Genomic DNA, 21,689 nt, shown 5'->3' with positions numbered 1-21,689 from the left:
CCCGGAATGGTTGATCCGCAATGACTTTCAGCGGACCCCGGGCGAGTCGCCGCCGGGTCCGCTTCCTGCCGTAGGATCGCCACCGTGCGTGCGAAGGGTCTGGAAACGGCGATCCGCGTCGGCGGGGCGGTGGTCGTCACCGCCGCGGCGCTGCTCGCGGCCGTCCTCGAATCCTTCCTCGTGCCGTACTACATCGCCGGGATCGCGGTCCCGATCGCCGGCGCGATCGCGTTCGTCGCGAACTGGCGGCTCGCGGCGCTGGCCGTGTACTGGACCGGCGGGCGCTGGTCGGTCATCCTCACCTCGCTCGCGTGGTTCGCCGTGGTCCTGCTCGCGTCCATGCCCACCGAGGCCGGCTCGCTGGTGATCGGCAGCGGCTTCAACGGCTACATGCTGCTCCTGGCGGGGACCGCCGGGATCGCCCTCGCGCTGTGGCAGTATTTTCGTCCCAGGCCGAACGCCAAGGCCCCGTCCGCCGTCGGCCCCCGGCCGCCGGCGCAGGCCACCCCTACCGCTACGAAGGAGTCCCGACCGTGACCCTCCTCAGCCGCCTCCTGATGCCGCACTGGCCCTCGATCTACGGCTTCGCCCTGGGCATCATCGCCGCCAACCTCGCCGGCCGGTTCGCCTCCACCAAGTGGGGCGAGGGCACCGCGATCGGCGACCTCGTGGGCGTCTACACGTTCGGCGCGATGGCGGCCGTCGCGATCGCGGCCGGGATCTGGTGGGGCGTGCGCCGCCGCCGCCAGGAGATCACCGGCGAGCTGCTGTCGATCTTCGTGGTCACCACCCTCTTCGCCGTGCTGGTGAACCCCCTCATCGCCCGCGTCGACTACCCGACGATCGACGGGGTCTTCTCGCAGACCCTCATCTACTTCGCGCTGCTGGCCCTCTCGGGCTGGGTCGGCTTCCTCATCGTGATGGCCCTCGGCGTCGACGTGTACGGCCGCGAACTCAAGGCCACCCGGATCGCCTTCGAGCGCAAGGCGAACCCGAAGGCCGCCTAACGCCCCCGGTACCAGTACCGGTACCGCTCGGCGTACCCGAGGCGCCCGTACATCGCGATGGCGGGCCCGTTGTCGGACTCGACCTGGAGCGCGGCCCGCCGCGCTCCGTTCGCGTACCCCCAGGCCTCCAGCGCGTGCAGGACCTCGGTGCCCAGGCCCTGCCGGCGGAACGCGGGCAGCGTCCCGATCGAGGTGATCGCCACGAGGTCGCCCGCGATCGCGCCCCGGCCCCGGGCGGCGAGCTCCCCGCCGCGCCGGATCTCGGCGTACCCGCGGCCCTCGCCGGAGCCGAAGACCGCCGCGGCGATCTCGGGGGTGCCGTTGCCGAGCTGTTCGAGCAGCGCTTCGCTCGGCGCGTCCGCGATCGCGGCCTCGCCGTCATAGGTGCTCTCGCGGAGCGGCTTCGTCATCACGACGGTCTCGGCCTCGGCCTCCCAGCCCCGCGTCGCCAGCTCCTCGTCCAGGCGCTTCGTGACCGGCCCGGCGAGGGCCACGAGCGGGCGCGCGCCGCGTGCCCCGTACCAGGTCTCGACGGCCGTCATCGCCGCGTCCGTCCCGCCCTCGGGGGCGGTGAGCGCCAGGACGGAGTTCGCGCGGCGCGAGAACCCCTCGGCGTACCGCAGCAGCCAGCCGCCGACTTCGGCGGTCTCGGGCGCGGGCCAGGTCGCGGCGAGGAGCCGTTCGGTCGCGATGATCTCGGAGAACGGGGTCGGTTTGGGCGGTATCGCCCGGGCCGCGACGATCGTGTCCGTCGCGATGGTGACGGCGGCCCCAGACTGCGCCACATTGTCGGGCAGCACGCGCCAGAAGTCCGGGCCGATCTCGATAAGCTCGCCGATGACGTCCGTGAACCGGCGCCCCGGTTCGGGAGATCGCAGCCTGATCCGCACCGCCGCGCGACGGCCGACATGTTCCGGTCCCAGCATCTGGCCCACCCCAAGCCTTCGGGTCAACATTCCGCAATAAGCTTTAGTCTCAATCACAGCGCAGCCCGCCCGGCTGCGCGCGGTAGGAAGGACGACTCGTGACTTACGTAATCGCCGAGCCGTGCGTGGACATCCTCGACAAGGCCTGCATCGAAGAGTGCCCTGTCGACTGCATCTACGAAGGCAACCGGATGCTCTACATCCACCCCGACGAGTGCGTCGACTGCGGTGCATGTGAGCCGGTCTGCCCGGTCGAGGCGATCTTCTACGAGGACGACGTCCCGGACGAGTGGGCCCCGTACACCAAGGCCAACGTCGACTTCTTCGACGAGCTCGGCAGCCCCGGCGGGGCCTCCAAGGTCGGCAAGATCGAGAAGGACGACCCGTTCGTGGCCGCGCTGCCCCCGAAGTCGGAGTAGCGCGATGGCGCTGCGCCGCCTCCACAGCGCCTCTCCGGCCCGGCGGCTGCCGCGCTTCCCGTGGGACCGCATGGCCCCGTACCAGGAGCGCGCGGCGGCCCACCCCGGCGGACTCGTCGACCTGACCGTCGGCGCGCCCGTGGACGAGGTGCCCGAGCCGATCCGGCAGGCGCTCATCGACGCGTCCGCGCGGCCCGGCTACCCCACGGTGGCCGGCCCGCCGGCGCTCGGCGAGGCGATGCGGTCCTGGCTCCACCGGCACACCGGTGTGGCCGAGGACGTCGCGGTCCTGCCGACCGTCGGCTCCAAGGAGCTCGTCGCGAACCTGCCGCTGCAGCTGGGCGTCGGCCCGGGGGATGCCGTCTCCTACCCGGAGATCGCCTACCCCACGTATGAGATCGGCGCGATCCTGGCGAAGGCCGACGCGGTGCCGGTGGCCGACCCGCGCGACGCGGCGGGCTCGCGCCTGCGCCTGGCGTGGATCAACTACCCGACGAACCCGACCGGCGAGGTCGCCTCGGTCGAGCACCTGCGCGGCCTGGTCCGCTGGGCCAGGGACAGCGGCGTGGTGCTCGCCAGCGACGAGTGCTACCTGACCCTCGGCTGGGACGACGACCGCCCGCCCGTCTCGATCCTCGACCCGCGCGTGAACGACGGCGACCTCACCGGTCTCCTCGCCGCGCACTCGCTGTCGAAGCGGTCGAACCTGGCGGGGTACCGCTCGGCGTTCCTCGCGGGGGACCCTGAGCTCATCGCGGACCTGCTGGAGATCCGCCGCCACTCGGGCTTCATGGTCCCGTGGGCCGTCCAGCAGGCGACGATCGCGGCCCTGCACGACGAGTCGCACGCGATCGAGCAGCGCGCCCGCTACGAGGAGCGCCGGGGCGTGCTGCGCGGCGCCGTCGAGGCGGCCGGGTTCCGCATCGACCACTCGACCGCCGGGCTCTACCTGTGGGCCACGCGCGGCGAGGACTGCTGGGACACCGTGCGGTGGCTCGCCGAGCGCGGCATCCTCGCGGCGGCGGGGGAGTTCTACGGCGCCAAGGGGAACCGGCACGTGCGCTTCTCGCTCACCGCGACGGACGAGGCGATCGCCGACGCCGCGCAGCGGTTGAAGTGAGGCCGGGCGCGCGGCGCCGCAGGTTACGGACACGACGAAAGGCCCGCGGCTGGCAGCCGCGGGCCTTCTCGCTGTGCCGTCGGGCAGCAGTCCTTAAGGAGCCGCCGGCGGTTCGACCGGCAGGCCGGGGTCGACGGGCGGCTCGACCGGCGGCACCGCCGGCAGCAGGCTCTTGACGACCTCGACGACCTGCTTGCAGACCTCGGTCAGCGCCCCGACGTCGGGCACCGCGGGGAGACCGGGGTCGGTGCCCGGGTCGCCCGGGGCGGGCACGGGCAGGCCCGGCAGCTGCTCGGACTCGACCGGCGGCGCCACAGGCGGCTCGACGGGCGGCTCGACCGGCGGCGGCGGCAGCTGCGCGACGAGCCCCTGAAGCTCGGTGAGGCACGCCTGCAGGTCGAGCAGGGCGGTCGGGTCGGGCACGTCGACCGGCGGATCGACCGGGAGCGGCGGCAGCTGCTCGGTCTCGACGGTCTGTACCGGCGCGGCCTCGACCGGCTCGGCGCCGGCGGCGCCCACCCCGGGTGCGGCGGCGAAGATCGCGAACGGGATGGCGGCCCCGATCACGGCGGCCCGCCAGGTCTTCTTGGTTGCTTTGGTGGTCTGTTCGTCGTCGGTTCGTGCTTTTTCGAACATGGACTGTGCCATGAGGATTGCCCCCGTTGATCGTCGGTGCTCCCGGTCCGGGCGCGGCCCGTGCGAACCGCCGGTAGGGACGGTTCGACCGCCTGTCGCACCGAAGTGACTTTCCGTAGCACTTTAAGGACTGTCCGTAGTTAACGCACGGCTTCAGGCAAAACAATCCGCACTTTTGTCGTACATGTAACCCGACCGGCGGGACTGACCTGGCGCAACACCGAAACATGAGGTCCATCGTCCGATAGTCGACAATCCACTGAAGCGCCTCGCCCCGGGCCCTGGGACCCGAACCCCGTGGCGCATGTCGGACCCTTCGGCCACACTGGTCGGGTGACCTTCCTGATCGGCCGCGACCATCCGGCGGCGGCACTCCGCTCGGCCGTCGAACGCACCGTGGCGAGCCACGGTGGACTCGCCCTCGTCACCGGCGAGGCCGGCATCGGCAAGTCCACCCTCGTCACCGACGTCGCCGCCCGCTTCCGCGGCGAGCTCACCGTCGCCTTCGCGACCTCCTGGGAGTCCGAGGCGGTCCCCGACCACTGGCTGTGGGTCCAGGTCCTGCGCTCCCTGCGCGCCCAGCTCGGCGACGAGGCCTGGCAGTCCCTCCACCCCGCGCCGCCCGTCGAGGCCCTGCTCGGCAAGGGCGAGGGCTCCGCGCCCGCCCCGTTCGAGCTCTACGACGCCGTCACCCAGCTCCTCATCGCCGCCTCCCAGCGCGGCCCGCTCCTGGTCGTCCTCGACGACCTCCACTTCGCCGACCCCGGCAGCCTCGAACTGCTGAAGTTCGCCTCGCAGCACACCTGGTTCGAGCGGATCCTCTTCGTCGGCACCTACCGCGACTCCGAGATCGACCCCGGCCACCGCCTGCGCGCCCGCATGCTCCCGCTCGTCGCCAAGGCCACCATGATCAGCCTCGAAGGCCTCGACGAGGACGGCGTCGCCGCGCTCTGCCGCACCACCGTCGGCGACGCGCCCGACGCGGCCACGGTCGCCGAGATCACCCGCCGCACCGGCGGCAACCCGTTCTTCGTCGAGCAGACCGCGCAGCTGTGGGCCTCCGGGCAGCGCGTCGACGCCACCACCGCCGGGATGCGCGACGCGCTCCAGCGCCGCATCGAGCACCTCCCCGAACCGCTCGTCCGGATGCTCACCCTAGCCTCCGTCGGCGGCCGCGAGTTCCACGCCGGCGTCATGGCCCAGGCCTCCGGACTCGACCTGCACCGCATCGAATCCGCGCTCGACGCCGCCTGCCAGACCCGGCTTGTGCGCCGCGAGACCGACCGGTACGTGTTCGTCCACGACCTCGTGCGCGAGACCCTCTACAACACCATGTCGGGCGAAGAGGCCGCCCACCACCACGGCTGCGTCGTGCGCGCCCTCGTCGCCGACGAATCACTGCAGAAGCTCATGCTCACCACCGAGATCGCCCACCACGCCTGGCTCGCCGGCGACGACCTCGACCCCGCGATCGCCGTCGAGTTCCTGGAGCGGGCCGCCACCGAATCGCGCGGCTGCCTCAGCGCCCCGGGCGCCGAGAAGTACTTCCGGCGCGCCCTCGAGCGCTGCACCCCCGAGATGGTGCGGCGCCGCGTCCTGCTCCGCCTCGAGCTGGCCGCCACCGTCAAATGGCTGCAGCGCGAAGAGGAGTCCTGGAAGCACTACGACCAGGCCGTGTACGAGGCCCGCGACTCCGGCGACCCGATGCTGCTCGCCCGCACCGCCATCGAACTGCCCCCGAACGAACGCCCCGACGCCCTGTGCCGGCTCAAGGCCGACGCCTACGAAGCGCTCACCGGCAAGCGGCCCGACCCCGGCCTCGACCACGACGGGCTGACCCGGCAGCTGAACTACGAGTTCCTCATGGCCGCCAGGAAGATCGGCGACGACGAAGAGGTCGCCTTCGGGCTATGGGCCACGCACTCGGTCGACTGGGGCCCCGGCACCGCCGCCGCCCGCCAGGTCATCGTCGAGGAGCTCGACGAGATCACCCGCCGCACCGGCGACGTCGACATGCGCCTGTTCGCCGCCTCGCTGCGCTGGGTCGCGATGCTCGAACAGGGCGACCCGGCCTTCCGCTCCCAGGTCGACCTCTTCTGCGCCCTCGCCGAGAGCAGCGACTCCGATCGCTGGCACAGCGGCGCCCAGATCGACCACGCCGTCGTCGACATCGTGCAGGGCCGCTGGGATTCGGCCGCCGAGCACATCGACAAGGCCTACGCCGTCGCCGGCGACGACCCCATGAACGACCACATGATGCGCCACCTCCGCTGGGAACTGGCGTTCGCGCGCGGCGAAGCGCCCGAACCGACCCGGGACTCGGCGTGGACCGCCTTCGGGCAGTGGCAGTTCGACCTGCTCACCGCCCTGAGCGCCGTGCGCCGCGGCGACCTCGACGAGGCCCACCGGGCCAAGTCCCGTTTCGACGACGAGACCGAACCCCACGACCCCTGGGTCTCCCTGCGCCTGCGGTTCGAAGTCGAACTCGCCGCCGCCGAAGGCGACGCCGAAGCGATCGCGGCACTGCGCCGACGCCTCGAACCCCACGAAGGCGAATGGCTCGTCGCCTTGTGGGGCACCAGCATCCACGGCCCCATCAGCCACTGGCTCGGGGTGCTCGCCGCCGCCTCCGGCGACCGCGACCGCGCCGCGGCGCACTTCGCCGCCGCGATCGAGCAGGCCGAGCGGCTCGACGCCCCGCCCTGGGCCGAGGCCGCCCGCACCGCCGCCGCCGCGCTCGGCGGCACGGCCGCCCCCGCACCGGAGCGCCGCGCCGCGACCGCTCCCGGCGCGGTCTTCCGCCGCGAAGGCGCCACCTGGACCCTCCGCTACGAAGGCCGCGGCGTCCACCTCCCGCACACCAAAGGCCTCGCCGACCTGCACCGGCTCCTGCGGCGGCCAGGCGCCGAAGTCCCCGCCGTCGAACTCCTCGCCGTGCCTCTGAACGACCGCGAAGGCGGCGAAGCGGTCGCGGCCGACGCCAGACTCGGCGGAGACGACCTCCTCGACGCCGAGGCCCGCGCCCGCTACCGCGACCACCTCGAACGCCTCGACGAGCAGATCGACACCGCCGCCGCCCTCGGCGACGACGCCCGCGCCGCCCGCCTCGACGCCGAGCGCCAGGCCCTCATCGAACAGCTCAAGGCCGCAACGGGACTCGGCGGCCGCTCCCGCCGCCTCGGCGACAACGCCGAACGCGCCCGCAAGAGCGTCACCAACCGCATCCGCAACACCCTCAAGAAGATCGAAGCCGTCCACCCGGCCCTCGCCGCCCACCTGCACGCCGCCGTCGCCACCGGCTCCGCGTGCGTCTACCGCCCCGAAACCGAACCGCCCCGATGGGAGCTGTGAACGGCAGCGGCCGGGCGGGTCCGACCCGCCCGGCCGCTGCCGGGTGTTTTTCAATGAAGCACTACTTGCGGTTGTAGGCCCTGATCGTCAGGAACCCGAAGACCGCGATGAAACCGGCCGACCAGATCAGCGTCGTGGCCACCGAAGCGGAGTCCACATTGCCGTCGAAGAGGCCGCGCACGCCGTCGACCAGCTGGCTGATCGGCGTGTTCTTGACGACCGGCTGCAGCCAGCCCGGCATCGTCGACGGGTCCACCATGATGTTCGACAGGAACGTCAGCGGGAACATGATCGACATCGAGATCGACATGACGGTCTTCTCCGACCGCGTGATCAGGCCCAGCCAGGTCCACAGCCACGAGAACGCGAAGCAGAAGACCAGCAGCAGCCCCACGCCCAGCAGCACGCCCGCCGCGCCGCCCTCAGGCCGGTAGCCCATCACCATGCCCGTGCCGAACATGACCGCACCCGCTGCGGCGTAACGGAACACGTCGGCCAGCAGGTACCCGACCATCGGCGCGGCCCGCCAGATCGGCAGCGTCCGGAACCGGTCCGACACGCCCTTGTTGATGTCGATGTTGACGCTCATGCCCGTGTACATCGTCGTCATCACGATGCTCATCACCATGATCCCCGGCAGCAGGAACTGCAGGTAGTCACCGGTACCGCCGGCGATCGCGCCGCCGAACAGGTACGTGAACATCAGCAGCATCATGATCGGGAACAGCAGGATGTCGAACAGCTGCTCGGGCACGTGCTTGATCTTCAGCATCGAGCGCCAGGCGAACGCCCGCGCCGAAGCGAACGCGCTCGGCGCCGCCGGGCGCTCGCCCGTCGCCAGCAGGCGTCGCAGGTGGTCCCTCTCGACCGGCGCCGGTGCGTCGGCATCGGACTTCGTAGTGGTCTGCGTGACGGTCATTGCAATGTCCTTTCTGGAAGTCCGGCGGGTCAGGCGTCGATCTTGTTCGTGAGGGCGAGGAACACCTCGTCCAGGCTCGGCTGACCGAGCGAGAAGTCGTCCACCAGGACGCCCCCGCGCGCCAGCTCGCCCAAGGCGTGCGAGCCCTGCACGGCCGTGTCCTGGCCCGGGGCCAGGCGGGCGGTCAGCGCCACCGGGTCGTCGTCGAGCGCGACCTCCCCGGCCAGCGCCTCCACGAGGATCTGCCGCGCGTGGTCGCGCTGGTCGGCGTGGTGCAGCCGCACCCGGATCGAGCCCGCGCCCACCGAGGACTTGAGCTGCCCCGGCGTGCCCTCGGCGATGACCCGGCCGGTGTCGATGACCGCGATGCGGCTCGCCAGCTGGTCGGCCTCCTCCAGGTACTGGGTGGTGAGCAGCACCGTGGTGCCCTCGCCGACGATCGTGCGGACCACGTCCCACACCTGGTTGCGGCTGCGCGGGTCCAGGCCCGTCGTCGGCTCGTCCAGGAACAGGAGCTTGGGGGTCACGATGATGGACGCGGCGATGTCGAGGCGCCGCCGCATGCCGCCCGAATAGGCCTTCACCTGCTTGCCCGCCGCGGCGGTCAGTCCGAACGCCTCCAGCAGGTCCGCCGCGCGCTCGCGGGCCGCGGGCTTCCCGTACCCGTACAGCCGCGACAGCAGCACCAGGTTCTCGATGCCGGTCAGGTCCTCGTCCAGCGAGGCGTACTGGCCGGTGAGGCTCACCTGGGACCGCACGGAGGCGGCGTCGGCGATGAGGTCGCGGCCGAACACGGTCGCGCTCCCCGCGTCGGGACGCAGCAGGGTGGCCAGCATCCGGACGGTGGTGGTCTTGCCGGCCCCGTTCGGGCCGAGGACGCCGTACACCGTGCCGGCCGGGACCTCGAGGTCCACGCCGTCGACGGCCTTGACGTCCTTGAAGTGCTTGACGAGCCCTTCGGCCCGGATCGCGAGTTCGCGCTGCGACATGTCCGCCTCCTTCAGATCAACTGCTCTCATCCAGAAGGCGCTACGCACACGCCACGGCCCCCGCTACATCCGATGTAGCGGGGGCCGCGAGGCATTACTGCTCGTAGTGGAAGCGGCATTGGGCGATGTAGATCGCCTCGTCTTCTACCTTGTAGACCAGGCGGTGCTTCTGGTCGATCCGGCGGGACCAGAATCCGTGGAACCCGTGCTTGAGCGGCTCGGGCTTGCCTATGCCCTCATTGCCGTTGGTTCGATGTCCTTGATCAGGAGGTTAATGCGCTTGACGATCTTGCGATCCTGGCCTTGCCAGTACACGTACTCGTCCCAAGCTCTCGACGACCAGATGAGCTTCATTCGACGAGGTCCCGGACCACACCCTTGCCGCTTTCGAGTTCCTCGATGGAGGAGAGCAGTCGACGTGCGTTCGCCGGGCTGCTCATGAGGTAGGCGGTCTCCATCAGGGATTCGTACTCATCGAGCGGCATGATGACCACCGATTCGCGGTCTTCACGCGTCACCAACGTCTCCTCGTGGTCGTCGATGACGGTGTCGAAGGTCTTGGCGAGCTCAGCCTGCGCCTGAGCGAACGAAATTGCTTTCATACTCACCTCCTCACCTTCTAGGTGAAAGCGTAGCGATCACGGGCGCGACACTCCAAGACCGCTGTGATCCGTCAGTCGGCGAGGTGCTTGGGCCGCACCACCAGCCAGAACAGCAGCGCCGCCACACCGGAGCCGACGCCGACCGCCGCAGCGGTGGTGTTCCACACGCCCGGCAGGCTCAGCTCGTAGAAGTCGGCGAGCACCGGCACCGAGAGCACGAGAAGGAACGCGCCGCCGCAGCCGCAGACCAGCAGGGCCTTCCACCACACGTACGGCTTCGCGGTGATCGCCAGCGCCGCCAGGGCGAGGCAGAACAGCGTGATGCCCGCGGTCGTCTGCGGCAGGTTCGAGTCGGTGCCGTCGTGCGCGAGCGAGAGCAGGTACACGATGAACGTCGGCACCGCGCAGCAGATCCCGGCCGGGATCGCGAACTTGAGCACCCGCTTCACGAAGTTCGGCTTGGCCCTCTCGAAGGTCGGCGCGAGCGCCAGGAAGAACGCCGGGAGGCCGATCGTGAACAGGTTGATGAGCGACTGGTGGATCGGCAGGAACGGGTAGGGCAGCGGGTCGTTGCCCATGATCCACGCGGTGATCGCGCCGACCGCCACGAACAGCGCGAGCGAGATCGCGTAGACGGTCTTGGTGAGGAACAGGTTCGAGACGCGCCCGATGTTGCCCAGGACCCGCCGGCCCTCGTCGACGACGTGCGGGAGGGTCGCGAACTCGTCGTCGAGGAGCACGACCTGCGCCACCGAGCGGGCCGCGGCCGAACCGGAGCCCATGGCGATGCCGAGGTCGGCGTCCTTGAGGGCGAGTACGTCGTTGACCCCGTCGCCGGTCATCGCGACGGTGTGGCCCCGCGACTGGAGCGCCTTGACGAACGCCTGCTTCTGGTGCGGCTTGACGCGCCCGAAGATCGTGGCCCGCTCGAGCAGGTCCGCCAGCTCCTCCGGGTCCTCGGGGAGGCGGCGAGCGTCGACGGTGTCGGCCGCGCCTTCGACGCCGAGCTGGGCGGCGACCGCGCCGACGGCGGCGGGGGAGTCGCCGGAGATGATCTTGACCTTGACGCCCTGCTCCTTGAAGTAGGCGAGGGTCGCGGCGGCGGTCTCGCGCAGGCGCTGGCGCAGGACGACGAGGGCCTGGGCCTTGACGCCGGTGACGCCGCCGGTGGTGGAGGCGGACTCGGCGGTGACGAGGGCGAGGACGCGCATGCCCTGGGCGGCGAGCATGTCCGCTTCGAGGGCGACGGGGTCGCCGTGGTCGAGGAGGATGTCGGGCGCGCCGAGGAGCCAGGTGCCGTTGTCGGTGAAGCGGGTGCCGCTCCATTTGCGGGCGGAGGAGAACGGCATGACGTCGATGACGCGCCAGCCCGGGTCGGCGACGGCGTTCTCGGCGAGGTAGGCGGCGACGGCCTGCATGGTCGGGTTGGGGCTGTCGTCGGCGGCGGCGAGGGCCGCGAGGGCGGTGTCGACGCCCTCGCCGTCGGTGCCGTTGATCGGGCGGATCTGGTCGACGTCCATGCCGCCTTCGGTGAGCGTGCCGGTCTTGTCGAGGCACAGCACGTCGGTGCGGGCGAGGCCTTCGATGGCGGGCAGCTCCTGCACGAGGACGTGGCGCGCGCCGAGGCGGATGACGCCGACGGCGAACGCGACCGAGGTGAGGAGGACGAGGCCTTCGGGGATCATCGGCACGATGCCGGCGACGGTGCGGACGATGATCTGGCGCCAGTTGGCGGCGTCGGCGAGCTGGCTGACGATGAGCAGCAGCGCGATCGGGACGATGAGCCAGTTGATGAGCTTGATGAAGCGGTTGATGCCCTCGCGCAGCTCGGAGCGGGCGAGGGTGAACTTGCTGGCCTCTTCGACGAGCTTGGCGGCGTAGGACTCCGCGCCGATCTGCTCGGCGCGGAAGAGGCCGGTGCCGGCGACGGCGAACGAGCCGGAGCGGACCTCGTCGCCGGGGGCCTTGGCGACCGGGTCGGCCTCGCCGGTCAGCAGCGACTCGTCGATCTCGAGGTTGCGAGATTCGACGACGGGGCCGTCGACGACGATGCGGTCGCCCGGTTCGACGTAGACGAGGTCGTCGCGGACGATGAGGTTCGGAGCGATCTCCTGGACCTCGCCGTCGCGCAGGACCTTCGCGTTCGACCGGTTCATCAGCGAGAGCTTGTCGAGGGTGCGCTTGGCGCGCAGCTCCTGGATGGTGCCGATGGCGATGTTGGCGATGATGACGCCGGCGAAGAGGCCCTGCTTGAGGCCTTCGAAGAAGCCCTCCTCCAGGGCGGTGAAGCCGATCGCGATCACGGCGAGGACGCCGATGACGGCGTTGAGCGGTGTGAAGAAGTTCGCGCGCAGGATCGCCGAGAGCGGTCGGCTCGTGTGCCGCTTGGCCTCGTTGACGGCTCCGGCCTCGACGCGTTCGGCCACCTCGGCGGCAGTCAGGCCGCGATCACCTGCCAGCATGGGTGTTGTCACGTCGACAGCTTATGCGACAACTGCATCGCTGTATCACGGCCGAACGACGGAGCCGCCCTTTTCGTTCCTCGGCCGTTCGGCGGAGGAGGCGCGGGTCCCCCGCGGGCGTATCCGACTGCGGCCCCACCGGGCGCGACCTCTAGAATCGCCGATTATGGCCAATGTACTCACACCGCAGGGCGAGGACTTCCCTCGCTGGTACCAGGACGTCATCGCCAAGGCCCAGCTGGCCGAGAACGGCCCGGCGAAGGGCTCGCAGGTGATCCGACCGACCGGTTTCGCCCTGTGGGAGCGCATGGTCGCCGAGTTGGACGAGCGGATCAAGGAGACCGGCACGGAGAACGCCTCGTTCCCCCTGCTGATCCCCGAGTCGTACTTCACCCGCGAGGCCGACCACGTGGAGGGCTTCGCGCCCGAGCTGTGGATGGTCACCCACGGCGGCGGCAAGGAGCTCGAGGAGAAGCTGGCCGTGCGGCCCACCTCCGAGACCATCATCGGCGAGTACATGGCGAAGTGGGTCAACTCCTACCGCGACCTGCCCCTGCTGCTCAACCAGTGGTGCAACGTCATGCGCTACGAGCTGCGCACCCGCCTGTTCCTGCGCTCCTCGGAGTTCCTGTGGCAGGAGGGGCACACCGTCCACGAGTCCTATGAGGACGCCCACGCGTTCACGCTGCGCATCCTGCACGAGGTCTACGCCGACTTCATGGAGAACGTGCTGGCGCTGCCGGTGCTGCGCGGCATCAAGACCGAGGCCCAGCGGTTCGCCGGCGCCCTCAACACCTTCGCGGTCGAGTCCTTGATGCGCGACGGCAAGGCCCTCCAGATGGGCACCTCGCACGAGCTCGGGCAGAAGTTCGCGAAGGCCTTCGACATCCAGTTCCAGGGCCGCGACGGCCAGCAGCACCACGGCTGGACCACGTCGTGGGGCGTCTCGACCCGCATGGTCGGCGGCCTCATCATGGGCCACGGCGACGACGCGGGCCTCCGCGTGCCGCCGAAGCTCGCGCCCGTGCAGGCGCTCGTCATGGTCGTCAAGGACACCGACGAGGTCCAGGCCGCCGCGCGCAAGGTCTACGACGAGCTCAAGGCCGACGGCGTGCGCGTCAAGCTCGACGACCGCGGCGACGTGGCCTTCGGCCGCCGGGCCGTGGACGCCGAGCTCAAGGGCTACCCCGTGCGCATCGAGATCGGCCCCCGCGACCTCAAGAACGGCGAGGCGACCATCGCCAGCCGTGTCGAGGGCACCAAGCAGACCGTCCCGCTCGGGATGCTCGCCGAAGCCATCGCCGCCGCCCTGCAGGGCGCCCAGGACCAGCTGTGGGACGAGGCCGTGGCCTTCCGCGAGTCGCACACCGCCGACGTCTCGACGCTCGAAGCGGCGGTCGAGGCCGCCCAGACCGGGTACGCCCGCATCCCCTGGGACGCCTGCGGCGTCGAGGGCGAGGCGAAGGCCGCCGAGTCCGCCGTGTTCGTGCGGGTGCTCCAGCGCGAGGACGGCTCCGTGCCGGACTCCCTGGATGAGTCCGGTCTCATCGCCTACCTCGCCCGGCAGTACTAGGCACCTGGTGCGCTAGACTCGGTCGCTGTACATGAGCTTTGGGACGGATGCCCTCTCAACAACCGTGACGCAAGGCCAAGTTTCAGCGCGAACGAGAATCCGGAGTAATTCCCCTGGACGACGCGCGCGCTAACGTGATCCTTACTACAGGAGTAACAAAACGTGGCAGTTAAGATTCGCCTCACGCGAATGGGGAAGATCCGTACTCCCCAGTACCGCATCGTCATCGCCGACTCGCGCGTCAAGCGCGACGGCAAGGTGATCGAGAACGTCGGGATCTACCACCCGAAGGAGAACCCGTCCCGGATCGAGGTCAAGTCCGACCGCATCCAGCACTGGCTCTCGGTGGGCGCCCAGCCGTCCGACACCGTCAAGGCCATCCTCCGCAAGACCGGCGACTGGCAGCAGTTCAAGGGCCTGCCCGCCCCGGCTCCGCTGAAGACCGCCGAGCCGAAGGCCGAGAAGGAGGCCCTCTACGTGGCCGCCCTCAAGGAGTCGGGCATCGACCCCTCGAAGGCCTACGTCTCGGAGGAGGCCGCCAAGGCCGCGCCGAAGTCGAAGAAGTCCGCCGCGAAGGCCGACGAATCGGCTAAGACTGAAGAGGTCGAGGCCGCCGCCGACGAGGCCTCTGAGACCAAAGGGGAGTAATCGTGCTGCGACCGGCGCTTGAACACCTTGTCAAAGGCATCGTCGACAATCCTGACGACGTCCGTGTCCGGCTGGTCGACTCCCGCCGCGGCAAGCGGCTCGAGGTCCGGGTCAACCCGGACGACCTCGGGACCGTGATCGGCCGCGGGGGTCGCACCGTGAACGCGCTGCGCCAGGTCATCGGCTCGATCGGCGGCAAAGGCATTCGTGTCGAGGTCGTCGATTCCTACTGAGTCTTTCCGAACGGCCCCGGGGGTTCCCTCGGGGCCGTTCGGGTGTTTAAAAGGGGTTTCTCTTGTCACAAGTGGTGGTCGGCCGGATCGTGCGCCCGCACGGGCTGCGCGGCGAGGTCGTCGTCGAGGTCCGCACCGACGATCCCGAGACCCGGTTCCGGCCCGGCGCCGAGTACAGCACCAAGAACGGCCCGATGAAGGCCGTCACCGTGCGCTGGCACCAGGGCCGCCCGATGATCGGCTTCGAGGGCGTCACGGACCGGAACAAGTCCGAGACGCTGCGCGGGATCCTCCTCAGCGTCGACATCGCCGACGAGGAGCTGGAGCCGGAGGACGACGAGTTCCACGACGCCTTCCTCATCGGCCTCACCGTGGTCGACAAGGAGGCCGGCGAGGTCGGCACCGTCAGCCGCATCGACCACGGCGCCGCCTACGAGACCCTGGTCGTCAAGCGCAAGGGCCAGACCCCCGCGCTCATCCCGTTCGTCGCCGACATGGTCGACGAAGTGGACGCCGAGGCGGGCGTCATCAAGGTCGACCTGCCGCCGGGCCTGCTGGAGCTGTGATGAGGATCGACGTCGTCACGGTCTTCCCCGAGTACCTCGCGCCGCTGGACCTCTCGCTCATCGGCCGCGCCCGCGAGCGCGGCATGCTCGACCTCAACGTCCACGACCTGCGCCGCTGGACCCACGACGTGCACCACTCGGTCGACGGCGCCCCCGCGGGCGGCGGGGCCGGGATGGTCATGAAGCCGCAGCCGTGGGGCGAGTGCTTCGACGAGCTCATCCCGGGAGACGCGAAGCCGCGCCTGCTCGTGACGAGCCCCGCCGGGCGGCCCTTCACGCAGGCGATGGCGCACGAGCTCGCCGCCGAGCCCTGGCTCATGTTCGCGTGCGGCCGCTACGAGGGCATCGACCAGCGCGTCGTCGATTACGCGGCCGAGCGCATGGAGGTCACCGAGGTCTCCATCGGCGACTACGTGCTCTTCGGCGGCGAGGTCGCGGTGCTCGCGATCATCGAGGCCGTCACCCGGCTCGTGCCGGGCGTGCTCGGCAACGCCGCCTCCCTCGACGACGAGTCGCACAACGCCGGGGTCCTCGAGGCCCCCGCGTACACCCGCCCGGCCGAGTGGCGCGGGCACGAGATCCCCCCGGTCCTCCTTTCGGGCGACCACGGCAAGGTCGACCGGTGGCGGCGTGAGCAGGCGCTCCTTCGCACCGCGAAGGCCCGCCCCGATTTGCTGGAGCGGCTGGAGCCGGGTAGCCTCGACAAACGTGACCGGCTCCTCCTCGAAGGGGCCGGGTTTCGCCTGCCCGGACAGGGTGTGGCAGAGTAGATGAGTTCCCGTGACGTGCCGTTCGTTCAAGCGGTACCTCTCCCGGTCGAACTTCTGAGCATTACCAAACAGAGGACCGAAACCAATGAACATTCTGGATGAGCTGAACGCCGCCTCCATGCGCGCCGACGTGCCGGACTTCCGTCCCGGCGACACCGTCAAGGTGAACGTCCGAGTCCAGGAAGGCTCCCGGTCCCGTGTCCAGGTGTTCCAGGGCGTCGTCATCCGCCGCCACGGCGCCGGCCTCGGCGAGACCTTCACGGTCCGCAAGCTGAGCTACGGCATCGGCGTCGAGCGCACCTTCCCGGTGCACGGCCCCATGGTCGACTCCATCGAGATCGCCATGCGAGGCAAGGTCCGCCGCGCCAAGCTGTACTACCTGCGCGACCGCAAGGGCAAGGCCGCCAAGATCAAGGAGAAGCGCGAGCTCTAAAGCGCGCGAAGGCTTTTCAGGGAAACCCCGGGCATCGCCCGGGGTTTTTCGCTGCCCGCCCTCGGCGATGCGTGCGAGCCGAGCCTGAGCACAGTCGGCGATGCGTGCGAGCCGAGCATGGGCACAGTCGGCGAAGCGTGAGACCCGGGCATGAGCAGAGTCGGATACCCTCGGCACATGAGTCCTGGCACCCCCGGAGGGGCGAAGGGCCCCCGCCGCCTCAACTGGGACCGACTCCCGGGCCCCGGCGGCCCGGACGCCCCGCCCTCGTCGCGCCGCCCCGGCACACCCCCCGACGGCCCCGTCGCCGGCACCGGAGCCGGCGGCACCGACGCGACCCACCGCCTCCGCGACCCTGACGCGACCCGCACCTTCCGCCGCCCCGAGACCGCCTCGGGCGCCCAAGACCGCGTGGCCGCCGAGCGCGAACGGGCGAGCGCCGCGGCCTCGGACTCCCACGACCGGGTGGTTCCCGACGCCGACAAGCGCAAGGCCGCCAAGAGCACCGAGAGCCGCCTCTCGCAGCCGCACAAGCGCCAGTACCTGTCGCTGTGGGTCGAGCTGCCGCTGCTGCTCGTCATCGCCTTCTCCGCCGCCGTGCTGCTGCGCACCTTCGCCGTGCAGCCCTTCTACATCCCGTCCGGGTCGATGGAGCAGACCCTGCAGGAGGGCGACAAGGTCCTCGTCCTCAAGCTCACCAACACGCTGCGCACCCCGCAGCGCGGCGAGGTAGTCGTCTTCCGCGGCACCGACTCCTGGGACCCCGAGTACCGGCCCGCGGCGGGCGACGAGGGCGCGTTCTCGACCTTCACGACCGGCGTCCTGGACCTCATCGGCCTCGCCAAGCCCGACGAGAAGGACTTCATCAAACGGGTGATCGCCGTGGGCGGCGACACCGTCTCCTGCTGCGACGCGGACGGCAACGTCGTCGTCAACGGCGTCTCGCTCCACGAAGAGGCGTACGTGTACGAGAACTCGCCGCTCGAGATCGAGCCCGGCGTGTGCGGCGCGCGTCGCTTCGAGGAGCTCACGGTGCCTGAAGGCGAGGTGTGGGTCATGGGCGACCACCGCGGCGACTCCTCGGACTCGCGGTGCTCGGGGACGGTGCCGGTGGAGAACATCATCGGCCGCGCCATCGCCCTCGTCTGGCCCACCGACAGGGCCCGGGAGCTCGAGATCCCCGACACCTTCGACGCCCTCGACGGCACCACCGGGACCAGCGCTGAAGAGGGCGAACAGGCCGCCTCCGGGGGCGTCGGCGACGGCGTCCCCGCCGCCTGGAACACCGCCTGGCAGCAGCCGCCTTCCTTGCCGGGCACGACAATGCACCTGCCCGGCCCGCACGCGTCGCCCAGGGCGGCGACCCCTGAGCCCAGAGCGCGAGCGCGTAGACTCGGACCGTGATCGATGAAGGGCAAGCGCCCGGCGCTGAAGGCGAGAGCGTCGAGGAGACCTCCAAAGGACAGCAGCCGAAGAAGAAGGGGTCGTTCTGGAAGGAACTGCCGATCCTGCTCGGCGTCGCCATCCTCGTGGCGATCGTGGTGCGGACGTGGGTCGTCCAGACCTACTACATCCCCTCCGGCTCCATGGAGAACACCCTCCTGATCAACGACAGGGTGCTCGTCAACAAGCTCGTCTACGACTTCTCCGAGCCCGAGCGCGGTGAGATCATCGTCTTCACCGCCCCCGAGTCCTGGCGCTCGGTCATGGAGGAGGACGAGTTCATCAAGCGGGTGATCGCCGTGGGCGGCGACCACATCGTCGCCGACGAGGAGGGCAACATCACCGTCAACGGCGAACCGCTCGACGAGGAGTCCTATCTGTACACCAACCCGATGACGGGGGAGCAGGACCGCTCCTCGCAGGACCCCTTCGACGTGGTCGTGCCGGAGGGCCGCCTGTGGGTGATGGGCGACCACCGCTCGGCCTCGGGCGACTCGCGGGAGCGCTACGTGCGCACCGGCGGCGACGTCGAGTCCTCGACGATCCCGGTGGACGCGGTCATCGGCAAGGCCTTCGTGCTGTTCTGGCCGGTCGACGACTTCACCTGGTTCAAGATCCCCGAGACCTTCGACGACGTCCCCGCGCCGTCCTGAGACCATGCTCCGTCCCGTCCCCTCCCGCATCAGGCGCGACAGCGACCTGTACGCGCTGGAGGCCGCACTCAGCCGGCGCGGCCTCGGCCCCGTCGCCGGGGCGGACGAGGCCGGGCGCGGCGCCTGCGCGGGGCCGCTGGTCGTCGCCGCGGTGCGGCTGCCGCCGAACGCCCGCTTCGACGAGCTGAACGACTCGAAGCTGCTCACCGAGGCCGCCCGCGAGCGCGTCTTCGAGCTGCTGCGGCGCTCGGAGGCCGCGATCAGCGTGGTCGCGTACGGCCCCGAGGAGATCGACCGGCGCGGCATCGCCGTGTGCAACCTCGAGGGGATGCGGGTCGCGGTCGCGCGCCTGCCCGAGCGGCCCGGATACGTGCTCACTGACGGCTTCGCGGTGCCGGGCCTGCCCGGCAGCCTCGGCGTCGTCAAGGGCGACCGCACCGCGGCGTGCGTGGCCGCGGCGGGCGTGGTCGCCAAGGTGACCCGGGACCGGATCATGACCGAACTCGACCGCGTCCACCCCGAATACGGCTTCGCCGTCCACAAGGGATACTCCACGGCGGCTCACGAGGCCGCTCTGGAGCGGTTCGGTCCGTGCGAGATACATCGCAAGTCGTACGCGAACGTCGCCGCGCGCACCGCCGCCGCCCGGGTTTGAGCGGGTTTGGCGGCCCCTCCCGGGGTGAAACCCGGACAGCACAGGCTGTACGAATTTACGGCTCCGCAAGCGTTCGCCGAGAGAGCCGCGAGCGGGCCGGGGCACCCGCGCACTATCGTGGGAACCGTCGTTGAGAAGGAGGAGCGTTGAGCGCCGAGGACCTCGAGAAGTACGAGACCGACATGGAGCTGCAGCTGTACCGGGAGTACCGGGACATCGTGCGGCAGTTCACCTACGTCGTCGAGACCGAGCGGCGGTTCTACCTGGCCAACGCTGTCGAAGTCCATGTGCGGGGGGCGGACGCCGAGACCTACTTCGAGGTCGAGATGAGCGACGCGTGGGTCTGGGACATGTACCGGCCGGCCCGCTTCGTCAAGCACGTGCGGGTCCTGACCTTCAAAGATGTGAACGTCGAAGAGCTGGACAAGCCCGACATGACCCTGCCCTAGCCGTCACCAGCAGCGCGCCCCGTCCTCCGCGGCGGGGCTTTTCACCGCCCCGCCCCCGCGAGCGCTTGCGCCTCGTTGCCGGCCGCGGTGACCTGCACCGGTGCCCGATCGAGGACGGGATGCGGGCCCTGAACCGCCGCTAGTATTGGTCGGGTGTCCACACTCCGCGACGTCATCTCCGCGCACACCGACCTGACCTCGAACTCCGCGGCGCACCTGCAGCGGCTCGTGGCCGAATGGCAGCTCCTCGCCGACCTCTCCTTCGCCGACTTCCTGCTCTGGGGCGCCGTCAAGGACCACCCGGGCCGGTACGTCTGCCTCGCGCAGGTCCGGCCCACCACCGGCCCGACCGCCTACGAGGAGGACCAGGTCGGCCGCATCCTCGAAGGCGACGACGCCCAGCACCTCAACGTCGCGTTCACCGAGGGCCGCATCTTCCGCGAAGGCGACCCGGTCTGGCGCGGCGACGTCGCCGCCCGCCACGAGGCCATCCCGGTGCGCCGCCGCGACCGCCGCGAAGTCATCGCCGTGGCCGCCCGCGACACCAACCTCTCGGACACCCGCAGCCCGTCCCACCTGGAACTGAACTACCTCAAGACCGCCGACTACCTGGTGCAGATGCTCACCGACGGCGGCTTCCCACCGCCGCTGCTGCCCGGCGAGCCGACCACCGCGCCGCGCATCGGCGACGGCCTGGTCCGCATCGGCTCCGACGGCCTCGTCCGCTACGCCTCCCCGAACGCGCTCTCGGCGTACCGCCGCATGGGCGTCACCGGTCACCTCCGCGACCGCGACCTCGCCGAACTCACCCGCAGCCTCCCGTCGAACTCCGATGTGGGCGCCGACGCGGCCCGCCGCATCGCCGACGCGCTCGCGGGAGGCACCCCGCGCCGCAAGGAGATCGAGTCCAAGGGCGCCACCGTGCTCATGCGCGCCCTCCCGCTGCGCCCGGGCGGCAAGGCCGCCGGCGCCCTGGTGCTGGTCCGCGACATCACCGAGGTCCGCCGCCTCGACCGCGAACTCGTCACCAAGGACGCCACGATCCGCGAGATCCACCACCGCGTCAAGAACAACCTGCAGACCGTGGCCGCGCTCCTGCGCCTCCAGGCCCGTCGCGTCGGCTCGCCGCAGGCCCGCCAGTCGCTCGAGGAGTCCGTGCGCCGCGTGTCCTCGATCGCGCTCGTCCACGAGACCCTCTCGCAGTCGGGCGACGAGTCGGTCGGTTTCGACCAGATCGTCGACCGCGTCGCCTCCATGGCCGTCGAGGTCTCCGTCGCCGAGTCCAAGGTGACCCTGCGCCGCGAGGGCACGTTCGGGGTCCTCCCCAGCGAGTACGCCACCCCGCTGGTCATGGTCGTCAACGAGCTCATCCAGAACGCGGTCGAGCACGCCTACCCGCCCGGCCAGGACGGCGAGGTCGTCATCGGCGTCGAACGCGCCGGCGACCACCTCCGCGTCACCGTCTCCGACCACGGCAAGGGCCTCCCCGAAGGGTTCCGCATCGCCGACTCCACCCGGCTGGGCCTCCAGATCGTGCACACCCTCGTCACCGGCGAGCTCCGCGGCACGATCGACATGCGCCCGCGCGCCGAAGGCGGCACCGAAGCGGTCGTCGACTTCGCACTGCAGTAGATCAAGACTTGTGCATGTGACGGGCCGTCCAAGCAGCGGGACGACGGATGTCATCGGCTGAGATGTGTGGCATGCTTGCAGGCATGTCTCGCGCACATGGGCTTCGACTGGTGGCACGCCGCCACGTCGATCTTTGCCGTGTGTTCAGCGCCGCCTGTCTGATGCGCCGCTAAATCCTTCCGGCTTTCCGCCGTCGAACCACG

23 protein-coding genes and 1 pseudogene are annotated in these 21,689 nt (G+C 70.5%); 17 read left to right on the top strand and 7 right to left on the bottom strand.

All coding sequences use genetic code 11. The annotated features are described in order from the left end of the window. Nucleotides 1-84 precede the first annotated feature (84 nt). Together AB0K52_RS03820 and AB0K52_RS03815 are read left to right on the top strand one after the other, a co-directional pair. Nucleotides 85-537 (top strand): hypothetical protein, encoded by a 453-nt coding sequence (locus AB0K52_RS03820; protein WP_363525745.1) that lies wholly within the window; start codon nucleotides 85-87, stop codon nucleotides 535-537. Further along, nucleotides 534-1,007 carry a hypothetical protein gene (locus AB0K52_RS03815; protein ID WP_363525742.1) on the top strand — a complete coding sequence of 158 codons (474 nt, stop codon included), beginning with the start codon at nucleotides 534-536 and terminating at the stop codon, nucleotides 1,005-1,007. The genes AB0K52_RS03820 and AB0K52_RS03815 overlap by 4 nt, the downstream gene beginning before the upstream one ends. Here AB0K52_RS03815 and AB0K52_RS03810 read toward each other — a convergent pair. After that, nucleotides 1,004-1,933 (bottom strand): GNAT family N-acetyltransferase, encoded by a 930-nt coding sequence (locus AB0K52_RS03810; protein WP_363525739.1) that lies wholly within the window; start codon nucleotides 1,931-1,933, stop codon nucleotides 1,004-1,006. The genes AB0K52_RS03815 and AB0K52_RS03810 overlap by 4 nt on opposite strands. 98 nt (nucleotides 1,934-2,031) lie before the next feature. Between AB0K52_RS03810 and fdxA the strand changes: the two genes are divergently transcribed. Then, the gene (gene fdxA, locus AB0K52_RS03805; protein WP_363525736.1) at nucleotides 2,032-2,352 is read left to right on the top strand and encodes a ferredoxin; all 321 of its coding nucleotides are present in this window, start codon (nucleotides 2,032-2,034) and stop codon (nucleotides 2,350-2,352) included. A gap of 4 nt (nucleotides 2,353-2,356) precedes the next feature. Then, nucleotides 2,357-3,472, top strand: a complete 1,116-nt coding sequence (gene dapC / locus AB0K52_RS03800) for a succinyldiaminopimelate transaminase (protein WP_363525733.1) — start codon at nucleotides 2,357-2,359, stop codon at nucleotides 3,470-3,472. Between the two features lie 93 nt (nucleotides 3,473-3,565). Here dapC and AB0K52_RS03795 read toward each other — a convergent pair whose 3' ends face one another. Then, a complete protein-coding gene (locus AB0K52_RS03795) occupies nucleotides 3,566-4,108 on the bottom strand; it encodes a hypothetical protein (protein ID WP_363525730.1) in 543 nt (180 codons plus the stop codon). A gap of 333 nt (nucleotides 4,109-4,441) precedes the next feature. Between AB0K52_RS03795 and AB0K52_RS03790 the strand changes: the two genes are divergently transcribed. Then, nucleotides 4,442-7,459 carry an AAA family ATPase gene (locus AB0K52_RS03790; protein ID WP_363525728.1) on the top strand — a complete coding sequence of 1,006 codons (3,018 nt, stop codon included), beginning with the start codon at nucleotides 4,442-4,444 and terminating at the stop codon, nucleotides 7,457-7,459. A gap of 61 nt (nucleotides 7,460-7,520) precedes the next feature. On the opposite strand, the gene AB0K52_RS03785 is transcribed toward AB0K52_RS03790, so the two are convergent. The 5 genes and pseudogenes from AB0K52_RS03785 to AB0K52_RS03765 form a co-directional block, all read right to left on the bottom strand. Further along, nucleotides 7,521-8,378 (bottom strand): ABC transporter permease, encoded by an 858-nt coding sequence (locus AB0K52_RS03785; protein WP_208496321.1) that lies wholly within the window; start codon nucleotides 8,376-8,378, stop codon nucleotides 7,521-7,523. 29 nt (nucleotides 8,379-8,407) lie between these two features. After that, a complete protein-coding gene (locus tag AB0K52_RS03780) occupies nucleotides 8,408-9,367 on the bottom strand; it encodes an ATP-binding cassette domain-containing protein (RefSeq protein ID WP_363525725.1) in 960 nt (319 codons plus the stop codon). Nucleotides 9,368-9,461: 94 nt separating this feature from the next. Continuing rightward, nucleotides 9,462-9,721 (bottom strand): annotated as a pseudogene (locus AB0K52_RS03775) (Txe/YoeB family addiction module toxin). Beyond that, nucleotides 9,718-9,969 (bottom strand): type II toxin-antitoxin system prevent-host-death family antitoxin, encoded by a 252-nt coding sequence (locus AB0K52_RS03770; RefSeq protein ID WP_363525723.1) that lies wholly within the window; start codon nucleotides 9,967-9,969, stop codon nucleotides 9,718-9,720. The pseudogene AB0K52_RS03775 and the gene AB0K52_RS03770 overlap by 4 nt, the downstream one beginning before the upstream one ends. 71 nt (nucleotides 9,970-10,040) lie before the next feature. Beyond that, entirely contained in the window at nucleotides 10,041-12,443 is a 2,403-nt protein-coding gene (locus tag AB0K52_RS03765; RefSeq protein ID WP_363525720.1) for an HAD-IC family P-type ATPase, read from the bottom strand. Between the two features lie 154 nt (nucleotides 12,444-12,597). On the opposite strand from AB0K52_RS03765, the gene proS reads away from it, so the two are divergent. The 12 genes from proS (at nucleotide 12,598) to AB0K52_RS03705 (ending at nucleotide 21,659) form a co-directional block, all read left to right on the top strand. Further along, on the top strand, nucleotides 12,598-14,004 hold the full coding sequence (gene proS / locus AB0K52_RS03760; protein ID WP_363525717.1) for a proline--tRNA ligase: 1,407 nt from the start codon (nucleotides 12,598-12,600) through the stop codon (nucleotides 14,002-14,004). A gap of 162 nt (nucleotides 14,005-14,166) precedes the next feature. Next, nucleotides 14,167-14,652, top strand: coding sequence for a 30S ribosomal protein S16 (gene rpsP, locus AB0K52_RS03755; RefSeq protein ID WP_208496324.1), 486 nt, complete (start codon nucleotides 14,167-14,169; stop codon nucleotides 14,650-14,652). After that, the gene (locus tag AB0K52_RS03750) at nucleotides 14,652-14,885 is read left to right on the top strand and encodes an RNA-binding protein (protein WP_344469432.1); all 234 of its coding nucleotides are present in this window, start codon (nucleotides 14,652-14,654) and stop codon (nucleotides 14,883-14,885) included. The genes rpsP and AB0K52_RS03750 overlap by 1 nt, the downstream gene beginning before the upstream one ends. A gap of 62 nt (nucleotides 14,886-14,947) precedes the next feature. Next, nucleotides 14,948-15,451 (top strand): ribosome maturation factor RimM, encoded by a 504-nt coding sequence (gene rimM, locus AB0K52_RS03745; RefSeq protein ID WP_363525714.1) that lies wholly within the window; start codon nucleotides 14,948-14,950, stop codon nucleotides 15,449-15,451. Beyond that, nucleotides 15,451-16,221 (top strand): tRNA (guanosine(37)-N1)-methyltransferase TrmD, encoded by a 771-nt coding sequence (gene trmD / locus AB0K52_RS03740; protein ID WP_363525711.1) that lies wholly within the window; start codon nucleotides 15,451-15,453, stop codon nucleotides 16,219-16,221. The genes rimM and trmD overlap by 1 nt, the downstream gene beginning before the upstream one ends. Nucleotides 16,222-16,306: 85 nt before the next feature. Further along, on the top strand, nucleotides 16,307-16,654 hold the full coding sequence (gene rplS, locus AB0K52_RS03735) for a 50S ribosomal protein L19 (protein ID WP_208496327.1): 348 nt from the start codon (nucleotides 16,307-16,309) through the stop codon (nucleotides 16,652-16,654). 177 nt (nucleotides 16,655-16,831) lie between these two features. Next, nucleotides 16,832-18,058, top strand: coding sequence for a signal peptidase I (gene lepB, locus AB0K52_RS03730; protein WP_363525707.1), 1,227 nt, complete (start codon nucleotides 16,832-16,834; stop codon nucleotides 18,056-18,058). Between the two features lie 95 nt (nucleotides 18,059-18,153). Next, nucleotides 18,154-18,750, top strand: a complete 597-nt coding sequence (lepB, locus tag AB0K52_RS03725; protein ID WP_363526163.1) for a signal peptidase I — start codon at nucleotides 18,154-18,156, stop codon at nucleotides 18,748-18,750. A 4-nt stretch (nucleotides 18,751-18,754) separates the two neighbouring features. After that, a complete protein-coding gene (locus tag AB0K52_RS03720; protein WP_363525704.1) occupies nucleotides 18,755-19,405 on the top strand; it encodes a ribonuclease HII in 651 nt (216 codons plus the stop codon). Between the two features lie 146 nt (nucleotides 19,406-19,551). Further along, complete coding sequence (locus tag AB0K52_RS03715; protein ID WP_091040324.1) at nucleotides 19,552-19,854, top strand: DUF2469 domain-containing protein; 303 nt, start codon at nucleotides 19,552-19,554, stop codon at nucleotides 19,852-19,854. A 153-nt stretch (nucleotides 19,855-20,007) separates the two neighbouring features. After that, the gene (locus AB0K52_RS03710) at nucleotides 20,008-21,486 is read left to right on the top strand and encodes a histidine kinase N-terminal domain-containing protein (protein WP_363525702.1); all 1,479 of its coding nucleotides are present in this window, start codon (nucleotides 20,008-20,010) and stop codon (nucleotides 21,484-21,486) included. Nucleotides 21,487-21,533: 47 nt separating this feature from the next. Beyond that, nucleotides 21,534-21,659 carry a putative leader peptide gene (locus tag AB0K52_RS03705; protein WP_363525699.1) on the top strand — a complete coding sequence of 42 codons (126 nt, stop codon included), beginning with the start codon at nucleotides 21,534-21,536 and terminating at the stop codon, nucleotides 21,657-21,659. The last annotated feature ends 30 nt before the right edge of the window (nucleotides 21,660-21,689 follow it).

Origin of the sequence: Glycomyces sp. NPDC049804 (genome assembly GCF_040674615.1) — a bacterium.
Classification (GTDB): Bacteria; Actinomycetota; Actinomycetes; order Mycobacteriales; family Micromonosporaceae; genus Glycomyces; species Glycomyces niveus.
Note: the sequence above shows the minus strand (reverse complement) of the source record. Positions and strands in the feature narration are given on the sequence as shown.